Here is a 17,027-nt window from a genome sequence, read left to right on the forward strand (position 1 = left end):
GTAACCGAAGCAGGAAATTATACGATTCATACTTTAGTTTACCCAAGTGATTTAGATTTAAGTATCGTAGAGTTAGGAGTCACAACAGGATTTGATGTTAATAGTTTATTAATCCAAGGCGGAGGTGATTTATGTGCATCCTTAGATGTAGCAGGAGCACCAATCCATGTTGGAGAAGAGCCATGTACAGCAGATGCAGGAACGTTACATGCCACAGCAGATAGTGTAAATTTATTAAATGGATCAGCGACATTGACAGCGACACCAGGAGGAGAGTTAGTACAACCAGCAGGCTTTGCAGTACTTTATGTATTAACAAGCGGAGACGACTTAGTGATCGAGCAAGTAGGCGGATCACCAGAGTTCACGGTAACCGAAGCAGGAAATTATACGATTCATACTTTAGTTTACCCAAGTGATTTAGATTTAAGTATCGTAGAGTTAGGAGTCACAACAGGATTTGATGTGAATAGTTTATTAATCCAAGGTGGAGGCGACTTATGTGGATCCTTAGATGTAGCAGGAGCACCAATCCATGTTGGAGAAGAGCCATGTACAGCAGATGCGGGCACATTAACGGCTGTTGATAGTAATGTAGAGTTACTGAATGGAGAAGCACAGTTAAGTGCGACACCAAACGGTGATATCAATATACCAGCAGGTTTCAGTAATATCTTTGTATTAACAAGTGGAGATGACTTAGTTATTGAGCAGGTTAATTCAACACCAAACTTTACAGTCACCGAAGCAGGTGATTACACGATCCATACGTTAGTATTCCCAAGCGATTTAGATTTAAGTATCGTAGAGTTGGGAGTCACAACAGGATTTGATGTTAATAGTTTATTAATCCAAGGAGGAGGTGACTTATGTGCATCCTTAGATGTAGCAGGAGCACCAATCCACGTTAATGCGGCTGAAGATACTTGTACTGCAAACGCTGGTACGTTGTATTCTTATCATCCGATACAGTGTTTAGATTATGGAGTTGCTACAATTTATGCTGACGAAGTAGAAGCACCTGTAATACCAGAGGGTTATAATCAACTATTTGTTTTAACCAATGCTTTTAATCTTACTATTCTAGATGTATCAACGACAGCTGAATTTACAGTGAATCATGCTGGCTTCTATAGAATTCATAGTTTAGTCTATGATCCAGCAACTTTAGATTTAAGTATAGTTCAGTTTGGTTATACAACAGCTTTTGATGTCGTACATTTATTGCAACAAGGTGGTGGAGATATTTGTGCATCACTAGACGTACGCGGTGCTTTAAATTTAGTATTGCCAAGTTGGTTCTGTAATCTATATGGTAGTTATGCAGAAGCTGGAAGAAATCCACAAGGTGATTTAGTAAATGATTGGCTTAATCAGTATGATGATTACCAGAATTTTGAAGATGCTATGTTGGCTGAATTTACAGAAACATCGGTATATCCTAACCCTGTTAAAACAACGTTGAATATTAATACACTTCTATTGCAAGATGAGATTGTAAACTATACAATATTAGATATGCAAGGACGATTATTAAAACGTGGAGTTATTAATACCATCTCAAGTGATAGACATCAGATAGAGATGAGTAATATAAGTTCTGGTACTTATATTGTACAGTTAAGTTCAGAATTTAGAAACTTTACTACTAAGATTCAAGTTAATTAATGTTGCTATAATTATTAATAGTTAATTTCTAAAAGCCACCTTGTAAATGGTGGCTTTTTAGTTTATTTAATTCTGTAAATAGGATATTGTAAATGTGCTTTTTCGTAATTTTCACTTTGTTTATGTATCCAGTCTAGTTGTGCATACCAATTGTTAGCAAACGTTTCATCATAACTTATTTTAATGTTATATTCGAGATTAAGTTTTGGATTGTTTTCTAATAGTACCTGTGCTTTATCTTCCCATACATAAGGAGAAAATCCTTCTTTTTGTTGTAAAATAGTATCAAAGAAATTCCAGTTAAAAAATGAATCTGGTGCTGTTGGCTCTAGCGTTTCTAATAAGTAGCGCATTGCTCTTTGTTTTGTATTAATAATGTAGTCACCTTGTTTAAAATGAAGCTTTTCTTCTGAGATTTTTACTGTTGTATTGTAATGTGGATAATGACCTTCATAAGCATTACTTCGGGTTTGGTAGTCTTCAATTTTATAAGATTCTACAGTAAATGTTGTGTCTTTTTTAATCGTTGTTAATTCTACCTGATTGAGTTTTAATAATTCAATAATAGTATGCCAGCCTTGCGGAATTACATAAGCTGCAGGTATTATAACTTTATGACTTGGTGTAAAAAAGTTTTGATACGTAACCGCTTTAGTAAATGGTTTAGATGTATCATACTTTAAGCGTTGTGCACCTGTAAGTTCACTTGGTATCATCTTCCCCTCATAACCTTTAAATTGTATGGTAGAAGTTTGAGTCGTATCTACCTGCCAAGCTAAAGGATATGTTTTACCTACCGACCAAGTTGAAGCTTGGTTTTGTCTTAATTCTAAAATTCTACCGCCTTGCTCTTCTGTAATTTCTATCATGCTTTTCATTAATTCGTAAGTGCCTGCTACTCGTTTATTATAAGGTTTAAGCATGTGTGTTTCTACCATCATACCTAATGTATTAAATAGTGTTGTGTAACCTGTTGAGTAACGTGGTGAATCTAAAAATTGTGAAAAGCCAGATTCTGGTGTGCGATTAAATACATTAACGTAAGGTGTAATGTCCCAAGATTTTGCTTTTAATTTTTGCTTTAGGAGTGGCATTAGATCATTGTGGAGATAATTACCTAGTTGTCCGCCTAATTTATTGTGCTGTGTAAATAAGTGTGTCAATGTGTATTGATAATCTGCTCCATTACTGACGTGGTTGTCTATAAATATATCTGGTTGAACTAAATGAAAGATTTTAGCAAAGGTCTGTGCGTTTTTAGTGTCAGATTTTATAAAATCACGGTTGAGATCATAATTGCGGGAGTTGCCTCTAAAACCGTATGCCTTTGGACCGTTTTGGTTGGTTCTTGTGCCAGAATTTCTATTTAAACTTCCACCAATATTATAAATAGGTATTGTTACTAAAACGGTTTTTTTTGGCGCTTCAATTTTACCTTGTACTAGGTCTCTAAACAACATCATTGTAGCATCAATACCGTCTGATTCTCCTGGATGTATACCATTATTGATGAGTATAAGTCTATTGTTAGTTCTTAGTTTGTTAAAATCATTACTACTAGAGCCGCTCATATTTAAAGTTATAATATGGAGCGGTTTGCCAGAATCTGTTTCTCCAATGGCTTGTATTGAAATTTCAGAAAATGACGCTGCTAAATCTGTATAATAATGAATAGTCTCTTCGTATGTTGCAGTTTCTAGACCATTACTTTTTTCAAAAACTGTAATTAAATCTTTTGGTTGGGTTGGACTTGTGCTTTTTTCTGTACTATCTGAACACGAGGTAATTAGTACTAATAGAATCAATAATTTTTTCATAAGTTATAAGATTGTACTTCAAACTTACAGATTTTATCCTATAAAATTATTTGACGTGTATTTTTTGGATCAGAAAAAAGACTAATTTCGCATCATTATTTATAAGCTTAAAATGCAGCAAACAACTGACACTATTTTAATGATTCGTCCTGTGTCTTTTAGGATGAACGAACAAACGGCCGTTAATAATTATTTTCAGGAGGCTATTGATTTAAAGAATACTGAAATTAATACCAAGGCACAATTAGAATTTGATGCTTTTGTAGATAAGTTAAGGGCTGTAGGTATTAATGTTATTGTTTTAGAAGATGATCTCATTCAGGATACACCAGATTCTATTTTTCCTAATAATTGGGTGAGTTTTCATAATAATGGTGATGTTGCTAAGTACCCTATGTTTGCTGAGAATAGAAGAAGAGAGCGTAGAGATGAAGTATTTATTCGTCTTGAAGAAGAAGGTTTTAAGATAGAAAATATTATAGATTATACGTCTGCCGAACTCGAAGGTGTTTACTTAGAAGGTACTGGCAGTATTATTATGGATCGTGTAAATAGAAAGGCGTATTGTGCCCTTTCTGCGAGAGCTGACGAAGCGCTTTTTATTGAGTTTTGCGAGGATTTTGAATATACGCCTGTTATTTTTACTGCTAACCAAACGGTAGATGGTAAACGCCTTCCTATTTACCATACTAATGTAATGATGTGTTTAGCGGAGAATTTTGCTGTCATTTGTTTAGATGCTATAGATGATAAAAAGGAACGCAAAAACGTTGTGAAACACTTAAAGCAAGATGGTAAAGCAATTATTTCAATTTCTGAACAGCAAATGCATCAATTTGCTGGTAATATGTTACAGCTAAGAGGAACTAATAGCCAACGTTATTTGGTGATGAGTGAGTCGGCTCATAAGAGTTTAACTCAAGATCAAATCAATCGTATTGAGGAGTATTGTTCAATACTATCTAGTTCATTAGAAACCATAGAAACTTGTGGAGGTGGGAGTGCACGTTGTATGATGGCTGAAGTTTTTCTACCTAAGGGTTAATCGTAATACCTACTCTTGCGGTGCTGCTTTTGGTAACTCAATAAAGAACTTACTGCCTACGTTTTCGGTGCTTTCTACCCAGATTCTTCCATCATTAAGCTCAACTAAATCTTTCGCAATTGTTAAGCCTAAACCAGTACCTTTTTCATTTTTAGTACCAATAGTTGTAAAGTTTTTATTGGCATTAAAGAGTTTGTCTATGTTTTTGCGAGAAATCCCAACACCAGTATCTTCTACACAGATCAGCGCTTTGCCATTGACCTCTTGATTAGACACGGTTATAACATCACCTATACGACTAAATTTAACAGCATTGGTAATTAAATTCTGAATCACAATTTCTACCATACTGCGGTCAGCGTAAATGAAATCGCGTTGCGATTCATCAATTAATACAATGCGCTTATCTTCAACTTTTTGCTCCACTAAAGCCATCTTTGTATGGAAGACATCTTGTATATTAAACAACTCTGGTTTTGGTTCTAAATTCTGCATTTGAGATTTAGACCAGTTTAATAAATTAAATAAAAGTGAAGATGCGTTGTTGGCATTATCACTTAACTCTGGGATAAGCTCTCTAAACTCTTCTTTAGAGATGCTATCTTCTTTTAGCAAATCTAAAAAGGCTTTAATAGACGAAATAGAGTCTTTTAAATCATGAGATACAATAGAGAAGAGTTTATCTTTTACTTGGTTAACTTCTTCTAAATGATGTGTTTGTTCTAGTATAGCTTCGCTTCTAATTTGTTCTTGTTTTAATTTTTCATTAAGTTCTTCAACTTGGATTTTACGCGTTCTACTTCTTATAAAATTATTTATAAATAAAATTAAGAGTAAGGCTAAAAGACCTAAGGTACCGTAAATTACATAAGGATTATGTAGCCAGCTTTTCTCAGAGTTTTCTTTTACTGCAGTGTCTTGGTCAATAGCCATTGCATCAGAGGTGTCTATCTCTGATGGCACTTCGGTATAAGGCGGTAAAGGTGTTTTAGTTTTTGAAAGATTTTCTTTTAAGTCATAAAATTTATTTTGCCAAAAAAACGCGTTTTGAAAATAACCACGTGTAGAATCTAAAGCAATATGTAATCGGTAGTTTTCTAAAAGAGCTTTACTATCGTCAATCTTTTGTGCAATGGCATACGCCTCATTTAATTGGTTTTCGGCCAATTTTAATTTGCCTTTTTGAAGGTTTAAATTTCCTACAGCATTCAGCGAGCGGAGAAGACCTTCTTTGTTGTTCTGTTTACGATTATATCGTAGACCCTCTAATAGATAGTCAGAAGCTTTCTTATATTCATTAAATTTTAAATATTCGTTACCGAGTTTTGGTAAAATTTCACCTCTAGTATCTTGGTCCTTTTTTGGGTCTAACAATACTAATACGTTTTCAAAATACTCAATAGCTTTTCGGTGTTCTTTTCTTTCAGAGTAGAGATCAGCTATGTTTTTTGTAGACTCAATAATGCCTTTTTTGTCACTAATTTGCTTTCTAATTTCTAGTGCTTTAGTGTTATATTCTATAGCCTTATCAATAGTATTTGTTTTAGCATACGCCTCTGCAAGGTTATTGTAAGCAGAGCTCAATTGGTCGTTTAATCCTCGTGCTTCAAAAATTGAAATTGCAGATAATGAGTTTTTTAAACCATTACTGTAGTTACCACGCTTAATTTCTAGTAAGCCTATACTATTACTCACTTTAGCTACTCCCAGTGTATCTTTAAGTGTTTGGTGGTATAAACGCGATTTTCGATAATTATCAATAGCGTTATAATAATCATTACGTTCTGTGTAGATTAACGCTCTGTAGTAAGTAGTTTTAGCAAGGCCTTTGGTGTAGTTTAATTTTTCAGAAAGTTTAGCCGTTTGGTTAAGGTACCTAAGCGCTTTTGGGTAATCTTTTATAACGTAAAGTTCGTGTATGAGCTCTAACGAGAGGTCTACCTTAATAGAATCAGCCTCTTGGTAGGCTAATTGTACGGTAAGGTCATCTATCTTTTCATTTTGTGAAAAGATAAATAACGTCATAAGACATGCAGTTAGAAAGAAAAACTGCTTCATCTCTTAGCGGTTATAAAACCAGAAATTATGTTTTTGTGTATGTAACTTTTATAGAGGGATGTAAAAAGTAAGTCAACACTAAATAATAACGACATGGTTAATGTTAGATAATTTAGCTTCATTAATGTTTGGGGACATTGTTAATAGCATATCAAAAATGCCATAATGAGATTAAATACACTAATTATCGGGTTTTAAAGCTAATAAATTAGTTGAAAGGAAAAATGAAATTAATATTAAAACACCTGATTCGATAAACGGCACAAATCATAGAAAAACTACCATCTTATCGATGAAATGCATTTATATTGTAATAAACTGTGTATTAGTTTAGTAGGTTTGTATTTTGTAAATTGATATATCGTTTTTTATCCCAATTTAAGCGGTTACTTTTTGGTTACTCACTAATTTTATAATGTTACCATTCTTAATTAAAATAGTAATCTTAAGCATGGCATAGGAATGGTTTTTTAGTATACCAATTAAGTGAATGACGTTAAATTATTTTAAGCCTAAATAAAATAATAAAACATCTATCTTTGCAAGCGTTTTAAATGCCAAAATACAAGCAAGATATGAAGCTTCAAAAAAACCTAGAAATACATGTAAAAACTGCCATAAAAGCCTTGTTTCAGTCGGAGTTAGAGGCTGTAGAATTTCAGGCAACCCGTAAGGAATTTGTTGGCGATATTACTGTAGTTGTGTTTCCTATGCTTCGCGTGCTAAAAGGAAACCCAATGGTTATTGGTGAGCAAATTGGTCAGTACTTACAGGATAATGTGGATGTGGTAAAAGGGTTTAATGTTGTTAAAGGCTTTTTGAATATTGAAATTGATGATTCGTACTATATCGATTTTTTTAATGCTATCAAGGATCAAGATAACTATGGATTTGAAGCTGTCAATGACCATAAGGCTGTTATGGTCGAATATTCGTCACCAAACACTAATAAGCCTTTGCATTTAGGGCATGTAAGAAATGTGCTTTTAGGGTATTCTGTAGCCGAAATTTTAAAAGCATCAGGAAAAAAAGTTTATAAAACACAAATCATAAACGATAGAGGGATTCATATCTGCAAAAGTATGTTGGCGTGGCAACGTTTTGGTAATGGAGATACACCAGAATCTACAGGTTTAAAAGGGGATAAGCTTGTTGGTAATTATTATGTGGAATTTGATAGAGCTTATAAAGCTGAAATTAAAGAATTGATAGCACAAGGGCAACTTGAAGAGGATGCCAAAAAGAATGCTCCGATACTTTTAGAAGCTCAAGATATGCTGCGTAAATGGGAAGCTGGTGATGAAGAGGTCTTTGCACTTTGGAAAAAAATGAATGGTTGGGTTTATGATGGCTTCGAAAAAACGTATAAAGCCATTGGTGTGGATTTTGATAAATATTATTACGAAAGTGAAACCTATTTATTAGGGAAGGAATTTATTGCAGAAGGTTTAAAAACAGGAGTCTTTTTTAAGAAAGACGATGGTTCTGTTTGGTGCGATTTAACAGAAGATGGCTTAGATGAAAAAATAGTATTACGTAGTGATGGTACTGCGGTTTACATGACGCAAGATATTGGTACGGCAATACAACGACTAAAGGATTATCCAGATATTGGTGGCATGGTATACACCGTAGGCAATGAGCAAGATTATCATTTTAAAGTATTGTTTTTAATTTTAAAGAAACTTGGCTTTGACTGGGCCAAGAACTTATTTCATTTAAGTTACGGTATGGTAGATTTACCTAGCGGAAAGATGAAAAGTAGAGAGGGTACAGTTGTAGATGCAGATGATTTAATCCGAGAAATGGCAGATACTGCTGAAGACATTTCAAAAGATTTAGGAAAGCTCGAAGGATATTCTGAAGAAGAGAAGAAAATACTTTATAAAACTATAGGATTGGGTGCTCTAAAATATTATATCCTTAAAGTAGATCCTAAAAAACGTATTTTATTTGATCCAAAGGAGTCTATAGATTTTCAAGGAAATACAGGGCCTTTTATTCAGTATACTTATGCTAGAATACAGTCTATATTAAGAAAATCTGATAATTCAAATGCTCATATCAATGACGTTGTATTACACGAAAAAGAAAAGCAACTATTAAAACAATTAGAAGTATTTCCAGATGTAATTCAAAATGCGGCAGAGCAACATAGCCCAGCTTTAGTTGCAAATTACACTTACGATTTGGTGAAAGATTTTAATTCGTTTTACCAAAATGTGTCTATACTTGGGGCAGACTCTGATATAGAAAAACAATTTAGAGTAGGGCTATCTAAAAAGGTAGGTCAAACTATAAAAAATGCATTTCGTATTTTAGGTATAGATGTGCCAGAGCGTATGTAATTTTAACTATTTCGTTTTTATATCTTACTTTTCTTTTCGTTATCTTAGTAGGTGTTAAATACTAATATTTTAACGATGAAAATTCACTTTATTTTAAAACTTTTTTGTGCTTTTGGATTAATACTATCCTCATTAAGCGTTTTAAATGCACAAAACGGTATCATAGAATACCGAGGAAAAGTAATTGATGGTAAAACTAAAAAAGCATTAGAATCCGCTAGTCTTATTGTAGATGTTTCAAACATTAGTACCATTACAAACTCAGAAGGTGAATTTTTGTTAAAAGTACCAAGCGCTATTAAGGAGTTTAAGATTGTTGTGTCATTACTCGGTTACACAACACAAACTGTGTCTAAAAATAGCCTTACGGAAAACAATAATTTAATACAATTAAAGGAAGCTGTGACTGCCCTTTCTGAAGTTAACATTGCAGCTTACAAGGATGCCTCAAATTTGGTGAAGCTGGTTTTTGATAAACGAATGCGTAAAGAGCGCCAAAACGAACTATACATGACAGGGTTTTATCGCGAAAGTGTAAAACGACGAAATCGTAATGTATCCCTTACAGAAGCTGTAATAAATATCTTAAAGCAACCTAATAGCACTAACCAACCAGATATTGTAAAACTAGGCAAAGCACGAAAGAGCACCGACTACAAACGCCTAGACACTGTGTCTGTAAAACTACAAGGCGGCCCCTTCTCAACCCTGTATTTGGATATTATGAAATATCCGGAATTTATTTTCACTACAGAAACGTTTAATAGTTACATATTTTCTTTTGATGCGCCAACCTCCATTAATAATAGGCAGGTCTTTGTGGTAAATTTTAAACCCAGAACTAGTGGTTTAAATCTTAACTATTATGGTAAGCTTTATATTGATGCAGAGGCTATAAGCTTAGTTAGTGCGGAGTATGCTTTGGATGTGAGCAATAAGGCTAAAACTAAAAACCTTTTAGTGAAGAAGAAACCAAAGAGTATTGTGGTTTACCCTTTAGAAGCCACCTACAAAGTAGATTACCAAAGAAAAGATGATCTTTGGTTTTATAGTTATGCTAGTTTGTACTTAAGGTTTAAAGTAAATAAAAAACGTCAGTTATTTAATAAGGTGTATGCCTTATCTAGCGAATTAGCCATAACAGATTGGGAGCTTAATACCCATAATAAAAAGATAAACCCCAAAGAAAGATTGAAGCCTAGTGTTATTATATCAGATGCTATTTCAGGCTTTTCCGATGTTGATTTTTGGGGAAAATACAATGTTATAGAACCCGACAAATCTATTGAAACTGCTATTGAGAAGATTCAAAAGAATATTAAAAAACAAGACGATTAGTCGTTGAGATCACTTCACTTTATTTGGTTTAGTTAAATCTACCTTTGTGGTCAATGGCTTGTTGTATGTGTGCTAAATGATGCTCGCTATGCCAGGCATATACACCAATAGTTTCTTCTAACGAAAAGTGTTTATTGTGCTCTGGGTGTACAAACTCTTTTTTTAAGTCATTTGCATTTAAGTTGTTTAAAAGCAATCCTAATTTTTTATGCACACCTTGTAAAATAGACACAGCGGTTTCTATAGGTTGCGAATAGTCTATTAAATTAGCAAACCGATCTTCGTAATAAGGTTTTATGGTTGGTGTGTCTTCTGTGAGTGCAAGCTTAAATCTTAAGAGGCTATTAATGTGGCTGTCTGCACAATGGTGCACCACCTGTTTAATGGTCCAACCGTTTGGTCTATATTTATAATTAAGTTCGTCTTCGGTTAGATGTTTAGTCATCGATTTTATTTCATTTGGAAACAATTCAATAATCTGAATCCATGTTTTAATATGAGAAGACTCAATACGACTTGGTTTGCTAAATTCTCCAATAGGATACTTAAGCTTATATAATTCTTTATCAGTCATAAAAAGGTTGGTATTTATTGCTTACAGTGCATAGTTTAGTTTAAATGTAAGCACTAAAAATTAACTCTTAAACTTAAATGCGTTATAATTTTTTGGATTATAGAATTAGGTAAACTAAAATCTTTAAACGGCCTATTTCTAATCTTAGGTAAAGTATTCGTAAATCATCATTAAATTCTTAAATTTGCATCTTTATAAATTACAACCTGTCGCACCAGATTTGTTTACTGAATACTGCGACTGAATACTAAAAAAACATGTTCAATAATTTAAGTGATAAGTTAGATAAGGCGTTACACGTTTTAAAAGGTCACGGCAGTATTACAGAGGTTAATGTTGCAGAAACTTTAAAAGAAGTTAGACGAGCGCTTTTAGATGCCGATGTTAACTTTAAAATAGCCAAAGAGTTTACTAACAAAGTTAAGGAAAAAGCCTTAGGTCAAAACGTATTAACGACCCTTCAGCCAGGGCAGTTAATGGTTAAAATTGTAAAGGATGAATTAACTGAACTTATGGGAGGTGATGCCGAAGGTATTAATCTTTCTGGGAATCCCAGTGTTATTTTAATGTCTGGTTTACAAGGATCTGGTAAGACAACATTTTCTGGTAAGCTGGCTAATTTTCTTAAAAATAAAAAAACGAAGAAGCCTTTATTAGTCGCTTGTGATGTCTATCGTCCTGCAGCAATAGATCAATTACATGTTGTTGGTGAGCAAATTAAAGTAGAGGTCTACAGTGATAAAGGTAATAATGATCCTGTTGCCATTGCGCAAGCAGGTATAGCGCACGCCAAAGCTAATGGACATAATGTAGTAATTATAGATACTGCGGGTCGTTTAGCTGTTGATGAAGCTATGATGACCGAGATTTCTAACATACATAAAGCCATTGAACCGCAAGAAACACTATTTGTTGTGGATTCTATGACGGGTCAAGATGCAGTTAATACGGCAAAAGCTTTTAATGACATCTTAAATTTTGATGGTGTTATTTTAACCAAATTAGATGGTGATACTAGAGGTGGTGCGGCCATATCAATAAAATCAGTAGTAAACAAACCTATTAAGTTTATTGGTACTGGTGAGAAGATGGAGGCAATAGATGTTTTCTATCCGTCTCGTATGGCAGACCGTATTTTAGGGATGGGTGATGTAGTGTCGCTTGTTGAGCGTGCACAAGAACAATTTGATGAGGAGGAAGCGCGTAAACTTCAAAAGAAAATTGCTAAAAATCAGTTTGGTTTTGATGATTTCTTAAAACAGATTCAGCAAATTAAGAAGATGGGTAACATGAAGGATTTAATAGGTATGATTCCTGGTGCTGGTAAAATGATGAAAGGTATAGATATAGATGATGATGCATTTAAAGGTATTGAAGCCATTATCCATTCTATGACACCAGCCGAACGTACAAATCCATCTATTATAAACGCTAGCAGAAAGAAAAGAATTGGCAAGGGTTCTGGGACTTCTGTACAGGAAGTAAATCAGCTTTTAAAACAATTTACACAGATGAGCAAAATGATGAAAATGATGCAAGGTGGAGGCGGAAAACGCATGATGCAGATGATGAAGAATATGCCGAGATAGTAGGCAGTAAAAAGTATACGGTAAGCAATCACTTCGAGCATAGTCGAGAAGTTATTATTATATTTTCAATCAGCTTTGCGCCTTTGCGTCTTAGCGAGAAATCAAAACAAAATGACCATATTAGACGGAAAAAAAACAAGTAACGACATTAAAGCTGAGATAAAAGCTGAGGTTGATAAAATGAAAGCCAATGGAGAAAAAGTGCCGCACCTAGCTGCAGTTATTGTTGGTAATGATGGTGCTAGCTTAACTTATGTTGGTAGTAAAGTAAGAGCTTGCGAGCGTGTTGGTTTTGAGTCTACAATGGTACGTTTGCCAAATACAACTAGTGAAATTGAACTCTTAGACGCTATAGAGGAATTAAATACTAACAAAGATATTGATGGTTTTATCATACAATTACCATTACCACCACAGATTAATACCCAAAAGGTTTTAATGGCTGTGCATCCAGATAAGGATGTTGATGGTTTTCATCCTATGAATTTTGGTAAGATGTCTCTAGATATGTCAACGTTTATACCTGCAACACCGTTCGGTATTTTAGAGCTTTTAGACAGATATGGAGTAGAAACGAAAGGGAAGCATACCGTAGTTATTGGGCGTTCTCATATTGTTGGCCGTCCTATGAGTATATTAATGGGACGAAAAGGATTTCCAGGTAATTCTACAGTAACTTTAACACACAGTCATACCAAAAATATTACCCAGATCACTTCCCAAGCAGACATCGTTATATCGGCTTTGGGTATTCCAAATTTCTTAAAGGCTGAGATGGTTAAAGATGATGTTGTTATTATAGATGTTGGTATTACCAGAGTGCCAGATGATTCTGAAAAAGGGTATTATATTACAGGTGATGTAGACTTTGAAAATTGTAGTAAAAAAGCAAGCTTTATAACACCAGTACCAGGTGGTGTTGGACCAATGACTATAGCTATGTTATTAAAGAATACGTTACTAGCAAGAGAACAGCACAGACTTCATAATAAGTAAATTGAGATAATTTTTAATGCGTAACTCGTAGTTTTCTAAAGTGTATTTTAGTAATTCTACTGGGTTAATAGTACGCTTTACAATTTACTTAGCAAATAATTGAGTCCTATCTTTAAAGGCTTTAAATTCTAAAGCATTGCCAGAAGGATCTTTAAAAAACATGGTAGCTTGTTCACCAACTTGGCCTTTAAATCTAATGTAAGGTTCTATTATAAATTTAATATTTTTAGAGGTTAAGGAGCTTGCAAATTTTTCAAAAGTTTCCCAAGGTAAAACAACACCAAAGTGAGGTACAGGAACATCTTTACCATCTACGGCATTGGTATGTGTGTCTTCTTTTGTTTTCGGTTTGTAGTGAATGACTAATTGGTGACCAAAGAAGTTATAGTCTACCCAATGGTCGCTGCTTCGTCCTTCTTCAAAATTTAAAATTTTAGTGTAAAAATCTCTACATTCAGCTAAGTTAGAAACAGGTATGGCTAAATGAAATGGCGAAAGCGTTGACATAGGTTTAGAGTGTTTTTATTGGTAGTAATATATAATGGTTGTGTACTATAGGTCATTTATAATGAACCAAATATTAATTTATAGTTCTATTTCTATTAGTAGTCTTTGGATTAAACGTCTTTTTAGAATCACTAATAAGCGTACTTAATGTTTTAAACTCTTCTTTAGTGAGTTCTCTGTGGGTTCCAATCGGTAAATTATTGAGTTCTATATTCATTATTCTAACACGTTTAAGTGTTTTAACATCATAATTTAAATAATCGCACATACGACGTATTTGCCTGTTTAAACCCTGTGTTAAAATGATGCTAAAGGTGTACTTGTCAATTTTTTTTACTTTACATTTTTTAGTCCGTTGTTTTAGCTCTTCAATGTAAATGCCACCAGCCATTCGCTCTACAAAGGTTTGAGAGATGGGTTTATCTACAGTAACAATATATTCCTTCTCGTGGTTATTACTTGCGCGTAAAATTTTATTAACAATGTCTCCGTCGTCTGTTAGGAGAATAAGACCCTCACTCGGTTTATCTAATCTTCCAATAGGAAAAATACGTTTAGGATAATTGATGTAGTCAATGATATTATCTTTTTCAACACGTGTATCTGTAGTACAAACTATACCAACAGGTTTGTTAAAGGCTAAATACACAAAATCGTCTTGTCGTCCGCCTATAATTTTATCATCTACTTTAACGATATCTCCTGGTGCTACCTTAGTTCCCATTTCTGGGATAGTATTGTTAATGGTTACACGGCCAGCACCGATGAGTCGATCTGCTTCGCGACGAGAGCAATAACCAGCTTCGCTGAGGTATTTGTTTAGTCTTGTTAGGTTTTCTGACATGGCACAAAAGTACAATAAAGATTATCCATTAATAAATGCTATAATTTTAGGGGTTAAAGATGCATCTTTTAAGCTATGCCCAAATCCTGTTGTACTAATAAATTCTGAATTTTTATATGAATTAGCAATTAATTGCGCATCTTCATAAGGAATGATTTTATCCTTTTTATCATGAATTATTAAGCCTTTAGCTTCAATAGCTTTACTAAAGTTAGCGACAGAGAAATAAGACACAGGTTTGTTAAAGTGCTTTAGTACTATGGCATCTAATCCGTCTGCAATGCTTTGGTTATAACCCATCATGGATTTATACCGAGAAAAAACACCATAAAAGTGAGCAGGTGCACCGAGAAGTATCATTTTTTTAACCGAATTTAATTTAAAATTATAAATGCTAAATACGCTTGCCATTCCGCCTACGGAATGCCCTATAATAACTTCGGGTTGAAACTTTTTAGCCACTATATTTATAAACTCAGCATATAAAACTGCATTAAATTGTTTGCCGCCAGAGCGTCCATGTGCAGGTGCATCTAAAGCAACAATATTATAATTCTGAGATTTTAAATCTTCTAAAATATAGTTCCAACGCGAGGTGTTGCTCTCCCAGCCATGAGCAAGTAAGATGGTCTTTCCTTTGCCTTGCCAGTGGTAGGTTACAATACTTAAATTGTTATGGCTTAATTCCACATGCACTGCAGAGTCTGTAATTTTTAGTTGTTGGTCTGTGTATTTGCCTTTTCGAGGCGAGGCAAATAAGGTAAGTGCCTTTTTTGAGGCATAATTAGGCGCAAATAGACTGGTTAAGTTTAAGAGGTTTCCTATAGATTTTATAATAAAGTTACTCATGTTAAGGGGTTTCCCTGTTAACAGATGCCATTGAAAATGCTGGTAAACATATCGCAATGTATTCGCAAAGTTCGGTAAATGGATTAGAGTATTGAACTCTAGTGTTTCTGTCAATTTTTATGGATTGCCCAGCTTCAAGCACAATAATTTCGTCTTCAATAATAAATTGCTTTTTGCCTTTAATGATAATTGTATATTCATCAAATTCTGGAGTTTGAAAAGGTTCGCTCCAACCTGCTGGTGCAACCATGTAAGCAATACTTAGTTTAGAATTGCCATCACTTGCCAATCCAAAGTGTTCCTTAATTACTTTTCCATCGTCTGTTGGTACTACAAACGGAGACTTTTGTAAGGTGTATTTTTTCTTTATGCTCATTTATCAATTAGGCTTTAAGGACAACTAAATTACCAGTGTAACATAAAAAATTTAATGGTTGCTTTTTCTGGTATTTGTATAGGATCTATAGTAGCGTCCATGTTAAAACGCAAGCTCCCAGGCAATTCCTTTTTATCAATTGTAAAAGAGGCATTAATTTCGTTAACTGAGATAACGATAGAATTGATGAGATTGTCAATTTTTGAAATCTTATAAGCGTCCTTTACATCTTTAAATGTACTTAAAGCCGAAATGTTTTTTTCAGTTTTATAACGTTCGTCAATAATTCTAACGCTAGAAATTACGGATGTAGAATCTAAAGCTTCTTTAGGTGATAAATCTAATAATTTTCTACCGCCTTTTTCAAAAACTTCAATGCTGTTAACAGATCCTGTAAATTCATCTCCTGCTATATATCTAACAACGGAGTCATTTATAAAAATGGACTTAAGATCTTTAACTTGGGTTGAGTCTGTGAGTAAACCAATATGGTGTTTTTCTATTAAAAATGGATTAGGATTTTTATCCTTTGCACAACTTGTTATTATAAGTACAAATAAGAGTAGAGTAAAAAATGTATGTCTCATGGTTATGATTTAGGGTTTAAATTTATTTAAGCATTTTGGTTAAAATACCTAAAACACTTCTTATAACTGTTGGGCTAGATAATACCTTTACAATTGGGTTTTGTCTGGTGCTTCGTCTTCTGCTCCAAGTTGATTTTCTTTTGCTTTCAGCTTTTTTAAGGGCTTCTTTTTCTTCTTTAGCTTTTTGTTTTGCTTCTTCTGCTTCTGCTTGTTTAATTTTTGAGTTCAGCATTTCATAGGCACTTTCTCTATCAACCTCTTTATTATATTTTTTGGCTAATTGAGATTGCGCTAATAAACTACCTAGTTCAGATTCCGTTAATATATCCATTCGGCTCATAGGCGCGCGCATCATAGTTGCAGCTAGCGGCGTAGGTTTTCCTTTTTCGTCCAATGCAGACACTAAAGCTTCACCTATACCTAAAGATGTT

The 17,027-nt window shown here is 34.0% G+C and carries 15 protein-coding genes; 6 read left to right on the forward strand and 9 right to left on the reverse strand.

The genetic code is table 11. From position 1 onward, the window contains the following. Nucleotides 1-1,668: T9SS type A sorting domain-containing protein (locus tag Q0800_RS08190; protein ID WP_299128838.1), on the forward strand; the 1,668-nt coding region annotated here is incomplete at its 5' end. Between the two features lie 62 nt (nt 1,669-1,730). Here Q0800_RS08190 and Q0800_RS08195 read toward each other — a convergent pair. Beyond that, nucleotides 1,731-3,485 carry a M14 family metallopeptidase gene (locus Q0800_RS08195; RefSeq protein WP_299128839.1) on the reverse strand — a complete coding sequence of 585 codons (1,755 nt, stop codon included), beginning with the start codon at nt 3,483-3,485 and terminating at the stop codon, nt 1,731-1,733. A 112-nt stretch (nt 3,486-3,597) separates the two neighbouring features. Here Q0800_RS08195 and ctlX point away from each other — a divergent pair, with 112 nt between their 5' ends. After that, the gene (ctlX, locus tag Q0800_RS08200) at nt 3,598-4,530 is read left to right on the forward strand and encodes a citrulline utilization hydrolase CtlX (RefSeq protein ID WP_299128840.1); all 933 of its coding nucleotides are present in this window, start codon (nt 3,598-3,600) and stop codon (nt 4,528-4,530) included. Between the two features lie 9 nt (nt 4,531-4,539). Here ctlX and Q0800_RS08205 read toward each other — a convergent pair whose 3' ends face one another. Continuing rightward, nucleotides 4,540-6,555: a tetratricopeptide repeat-containing sensor histidine kinase gene (locus Q0800_RS08205; protein WP_299128841.1), complete on the reverse strand. Its 2,016-nt coding sequence runs from the start codon at nt 6,553-6,555 to the stop codon at nt 4,540-4,542. Between the two features lie 608 nt (nt 6,556-7,163). Between Q0800_RS08205 and argS the strand changes: the two genes are divergently transcribed. Together argS and Q0800_RS08215 are read left to right on the forward strand one after the other, a co-directional pair. Further along, nucleotides 7,164-8,936, forward strand: a complete 1,773-nt coding sequence (gene argS / locus Q0800_RS08210; protein WP_299128842.1) for an arginine--tRNA ligase — start codon at nt 7,164-7,166, stop codon at nt 8,934-8,936. A 75-nt stretch (nt 8,937-9,011) separates the two neighbouring features. Continuing rightward, on the forward strand, nt 9,012-10,274 hold the full coding sequence (locus Q0800_RS08215; protein ID WP_299128843.1) for a carboxypeptidase-like regulatory domain-containing protein: 1,263 nt from the start codon (nt 9,012-9,014) through the stop codon (nt 10,272-10,274). Between the two features lie 28 nt (nt 10,275-10,302). Here the strand turns inward: Q0800_RS08215 and Q0800_RS08220 are convergent, their stop codons facing one another. Next, nucleotides 10,303-10,848, reverse strand: a complete 546-nt coding sequence (locus tag Q0800_RS08220) for a YfiT family bacillithiol transferase (RefSeq protein WP_299128844.1) — start codon at nt 10,846-10,848, stop codon at nt 10,303-10,305. Nucleotides 10,849-11,105: 257 nt separating this feature from the next. Between Q0800_RS08220 and ffh the strand changes: the two genes are divergently transcribed. Together ffh and Q0800_RS08230 are read left to right on the forward strand one after the other, a co-directional pair. Next, complete coding sequence (gene ffh / locus Q0800_RS08225) at nt 11,106-12,437, forward strand: signal recognition particle protein (RefSeq protein ID WP_299128845.1); 1,332 nt, start codon at nt 11,106-11,108, stop codon at nt 12,435-12,437. A 111-nt stretch (nt 12,438-12,548) separates the two neighbouring features. Further along, nucleotides 12,549-13,433, forward strand: coding sequence for a bifunctional 5,10-methylenetetrahydrofolate dehydrogenase/5,10-methenyltetrahydrofolate cyclohydrolase (locus tag Q0800_RS08230; protein ID WP_299128846.1), 885 nt, complete (start codon nt 12,549-12,551; stop codon nt 13,431-13,433). 84 nt (nt 13,434-13,517) lie between these two features. On the opposite strand, the gene Q0800_RS08235 is transcribed toward Q0800_RS08230, so the two are convergent. From Q0800_RS08235 to Q0800_RS08260, 6 genes are all read right to left on the reverse strand, one after another. Next, nucleotides 13,518-13,940: a VOC family protein gene (locus Q0800_RS08235; RefSeq protein ID WP_299128847.1), complete on the reverse strand. Its 423-nt coding sequence runs from the start codon at nt 13,938-13,940 to the stop codon at nt 13,518-13,520. Between the two features lie 73 nt (nt 13,941-14,013). Then, nucleotides 14,014-14,784, reverse strand: a complete 771-nt coding sequence (rluF, locus tag Q0800_RS08240) for a 23S rRNA pseudouridine(2604) synthase RluF (RefSeq protein WP_299128848.1) — start codon at nt 14,782-14,784, stop codon at nt 14,014-14,016. 21 nt (nt 14,785-14,805) lie between these two features. Next, nucleotides 14,806-15,633 carry an alpha/beta hydrolase gene (locus tag Q0800_RS08245; RefSeq protein WP_299128849.1) on the reverse strand — a complete coding sequence of 276 codons (828 nt, stop codon included), beginning with the start codon at nt 15,631-15,633 and terminating at the stop codon, nt 14,806-14,808. 1 nt (nt 15,634) lies between these two features. After that, entirely contained in the window at nt 15,635-16,009 is a 375-nt protein-coding gene (locus Q0800_RS08250) for a cupin domain-containing protein (RefSeq protein ID WP_299128851.1), read from the reverse strand. Between the two features lie 29 nt (nt 16,010-16,038). Next, nucleotides 16,039-16,596, reverse strand: coding sequence for a hypothetical protein (locus tag Q0800_RS08255; RefSeq protein ID WP_299128852.1), 558 nt, complete (start codon nt 16,594-16,596; stop codon nt 16,039-16,041). Between the two features lie 22 nt (nt 16,597-16,618). Beyond that, a partial coding sequence (locus tag Q0800_RS08260) for a helicase HerA-like domain-containing protein (protein ID WP_299128853.1) occupies nt 16,619-17,027 on the reverse strand: 409 nt, incomplete at its 5' end.

Source organism: uncultured Winogradskyella sp. (assembly GCF_937958655.1).
Classification (GTDB): Bacteria; Bacteroidota; Bacteroidia; order Flavobacteriales; family Flavobacteriaceae; genus Winogradskyella.

Excerpts from the sequence above, each read along its gene's own strand:
- Q0800_RS08195 (WP_299128839.1), bottom strand. The coding sequence starts at position 3,485 with ATGAAAAAATTATTGATTCTATTAGTACTAATTACCTCGTGTTCAGAT.
- ctlX (WP_299128840.1), top strand. The coding sequence starts at position 3,598 with ATGCAGCAAACAACTGACACTATTTTAATGATTCGTCCTGTGTCTTTT.
- Q0800_RS08205 (WP_299128841.1), bottom strand. The coding sequence starts at position 6,555 with ATGACGTTATTTATCTTTTCACAAAATGAAAAGATAGATGACCTTACC.
- argS (WP_299128842.1), top strand. The coding sequence starts at position 7,164 with ATGAAGCTTCAAAAAAACCTAGAAATACATGTAAAAACTGCCATAAAA.
- Q0800_RS08215 (WP_299128843.1), top strand. The coding sequence starts at position 9,012 with ATGAAAATTCACTTTATTTTAAAACTTTTTTGTGCTTTTGGATTAATA.
- Q0800_RS08220 (WP_299128844.1), bottom strand. The coding sequence starts at position 10,848 with ATGACTGATAAAGAATTATATAAGCTTAAGTATCCTATTGGAGAATTT.
- ffh (WP_299128845.1), top strand. The coding sequence starts at position 11,106 with ATGTTCAATAATTTAAGTGATAAGTTAGATAAGGCGTTACACGTTTTA.
- Q0800_RS08230 (WP_299128846.1), top strand. The coding sequence starts at position 12,549 with ATGACCATATTAGACGGAAAAAAAACAAGTAACGACATTAAAGCTGAG.
- Q0800_RS08235 (WP_299128847.1), bottom strand. The coding sequence starts at position 13,940 with ATGTCAACGCTTTCGCCATTTCATTTAGCCATACCTGTTTCTAACTTA.
- rluF (WP_299128848.1), bottom strand. The coding sequence starts at position 14,784 with ATGTCAGAAAACCTAACAAGACTAAACAAATACCTCAGCGAAGCTGGT.
- Q0800_RS08245 (WP_299128849.1), bottom strand. The coding sequence starts at position 15,633 with ATGAGTAACTTTATTATAAAATCTATAGGAAACCTCTTAAACTTAACC.
- Q0800_RS08250 (WP_299128851.1), bottom strand. The coding sequence starts at position 16,009 with ATGAGCATAAAGAAAAAATACACCTTACAAAAGTCTCCGTTTGTAGTA.
- Q0800_RS08255 (WP_299128852.1), bottom strand. The coding sequence starts at position 16,596 with ATGAGACATACATTTTTTACTCTACTCTTATTTGTACTTATAATAACA.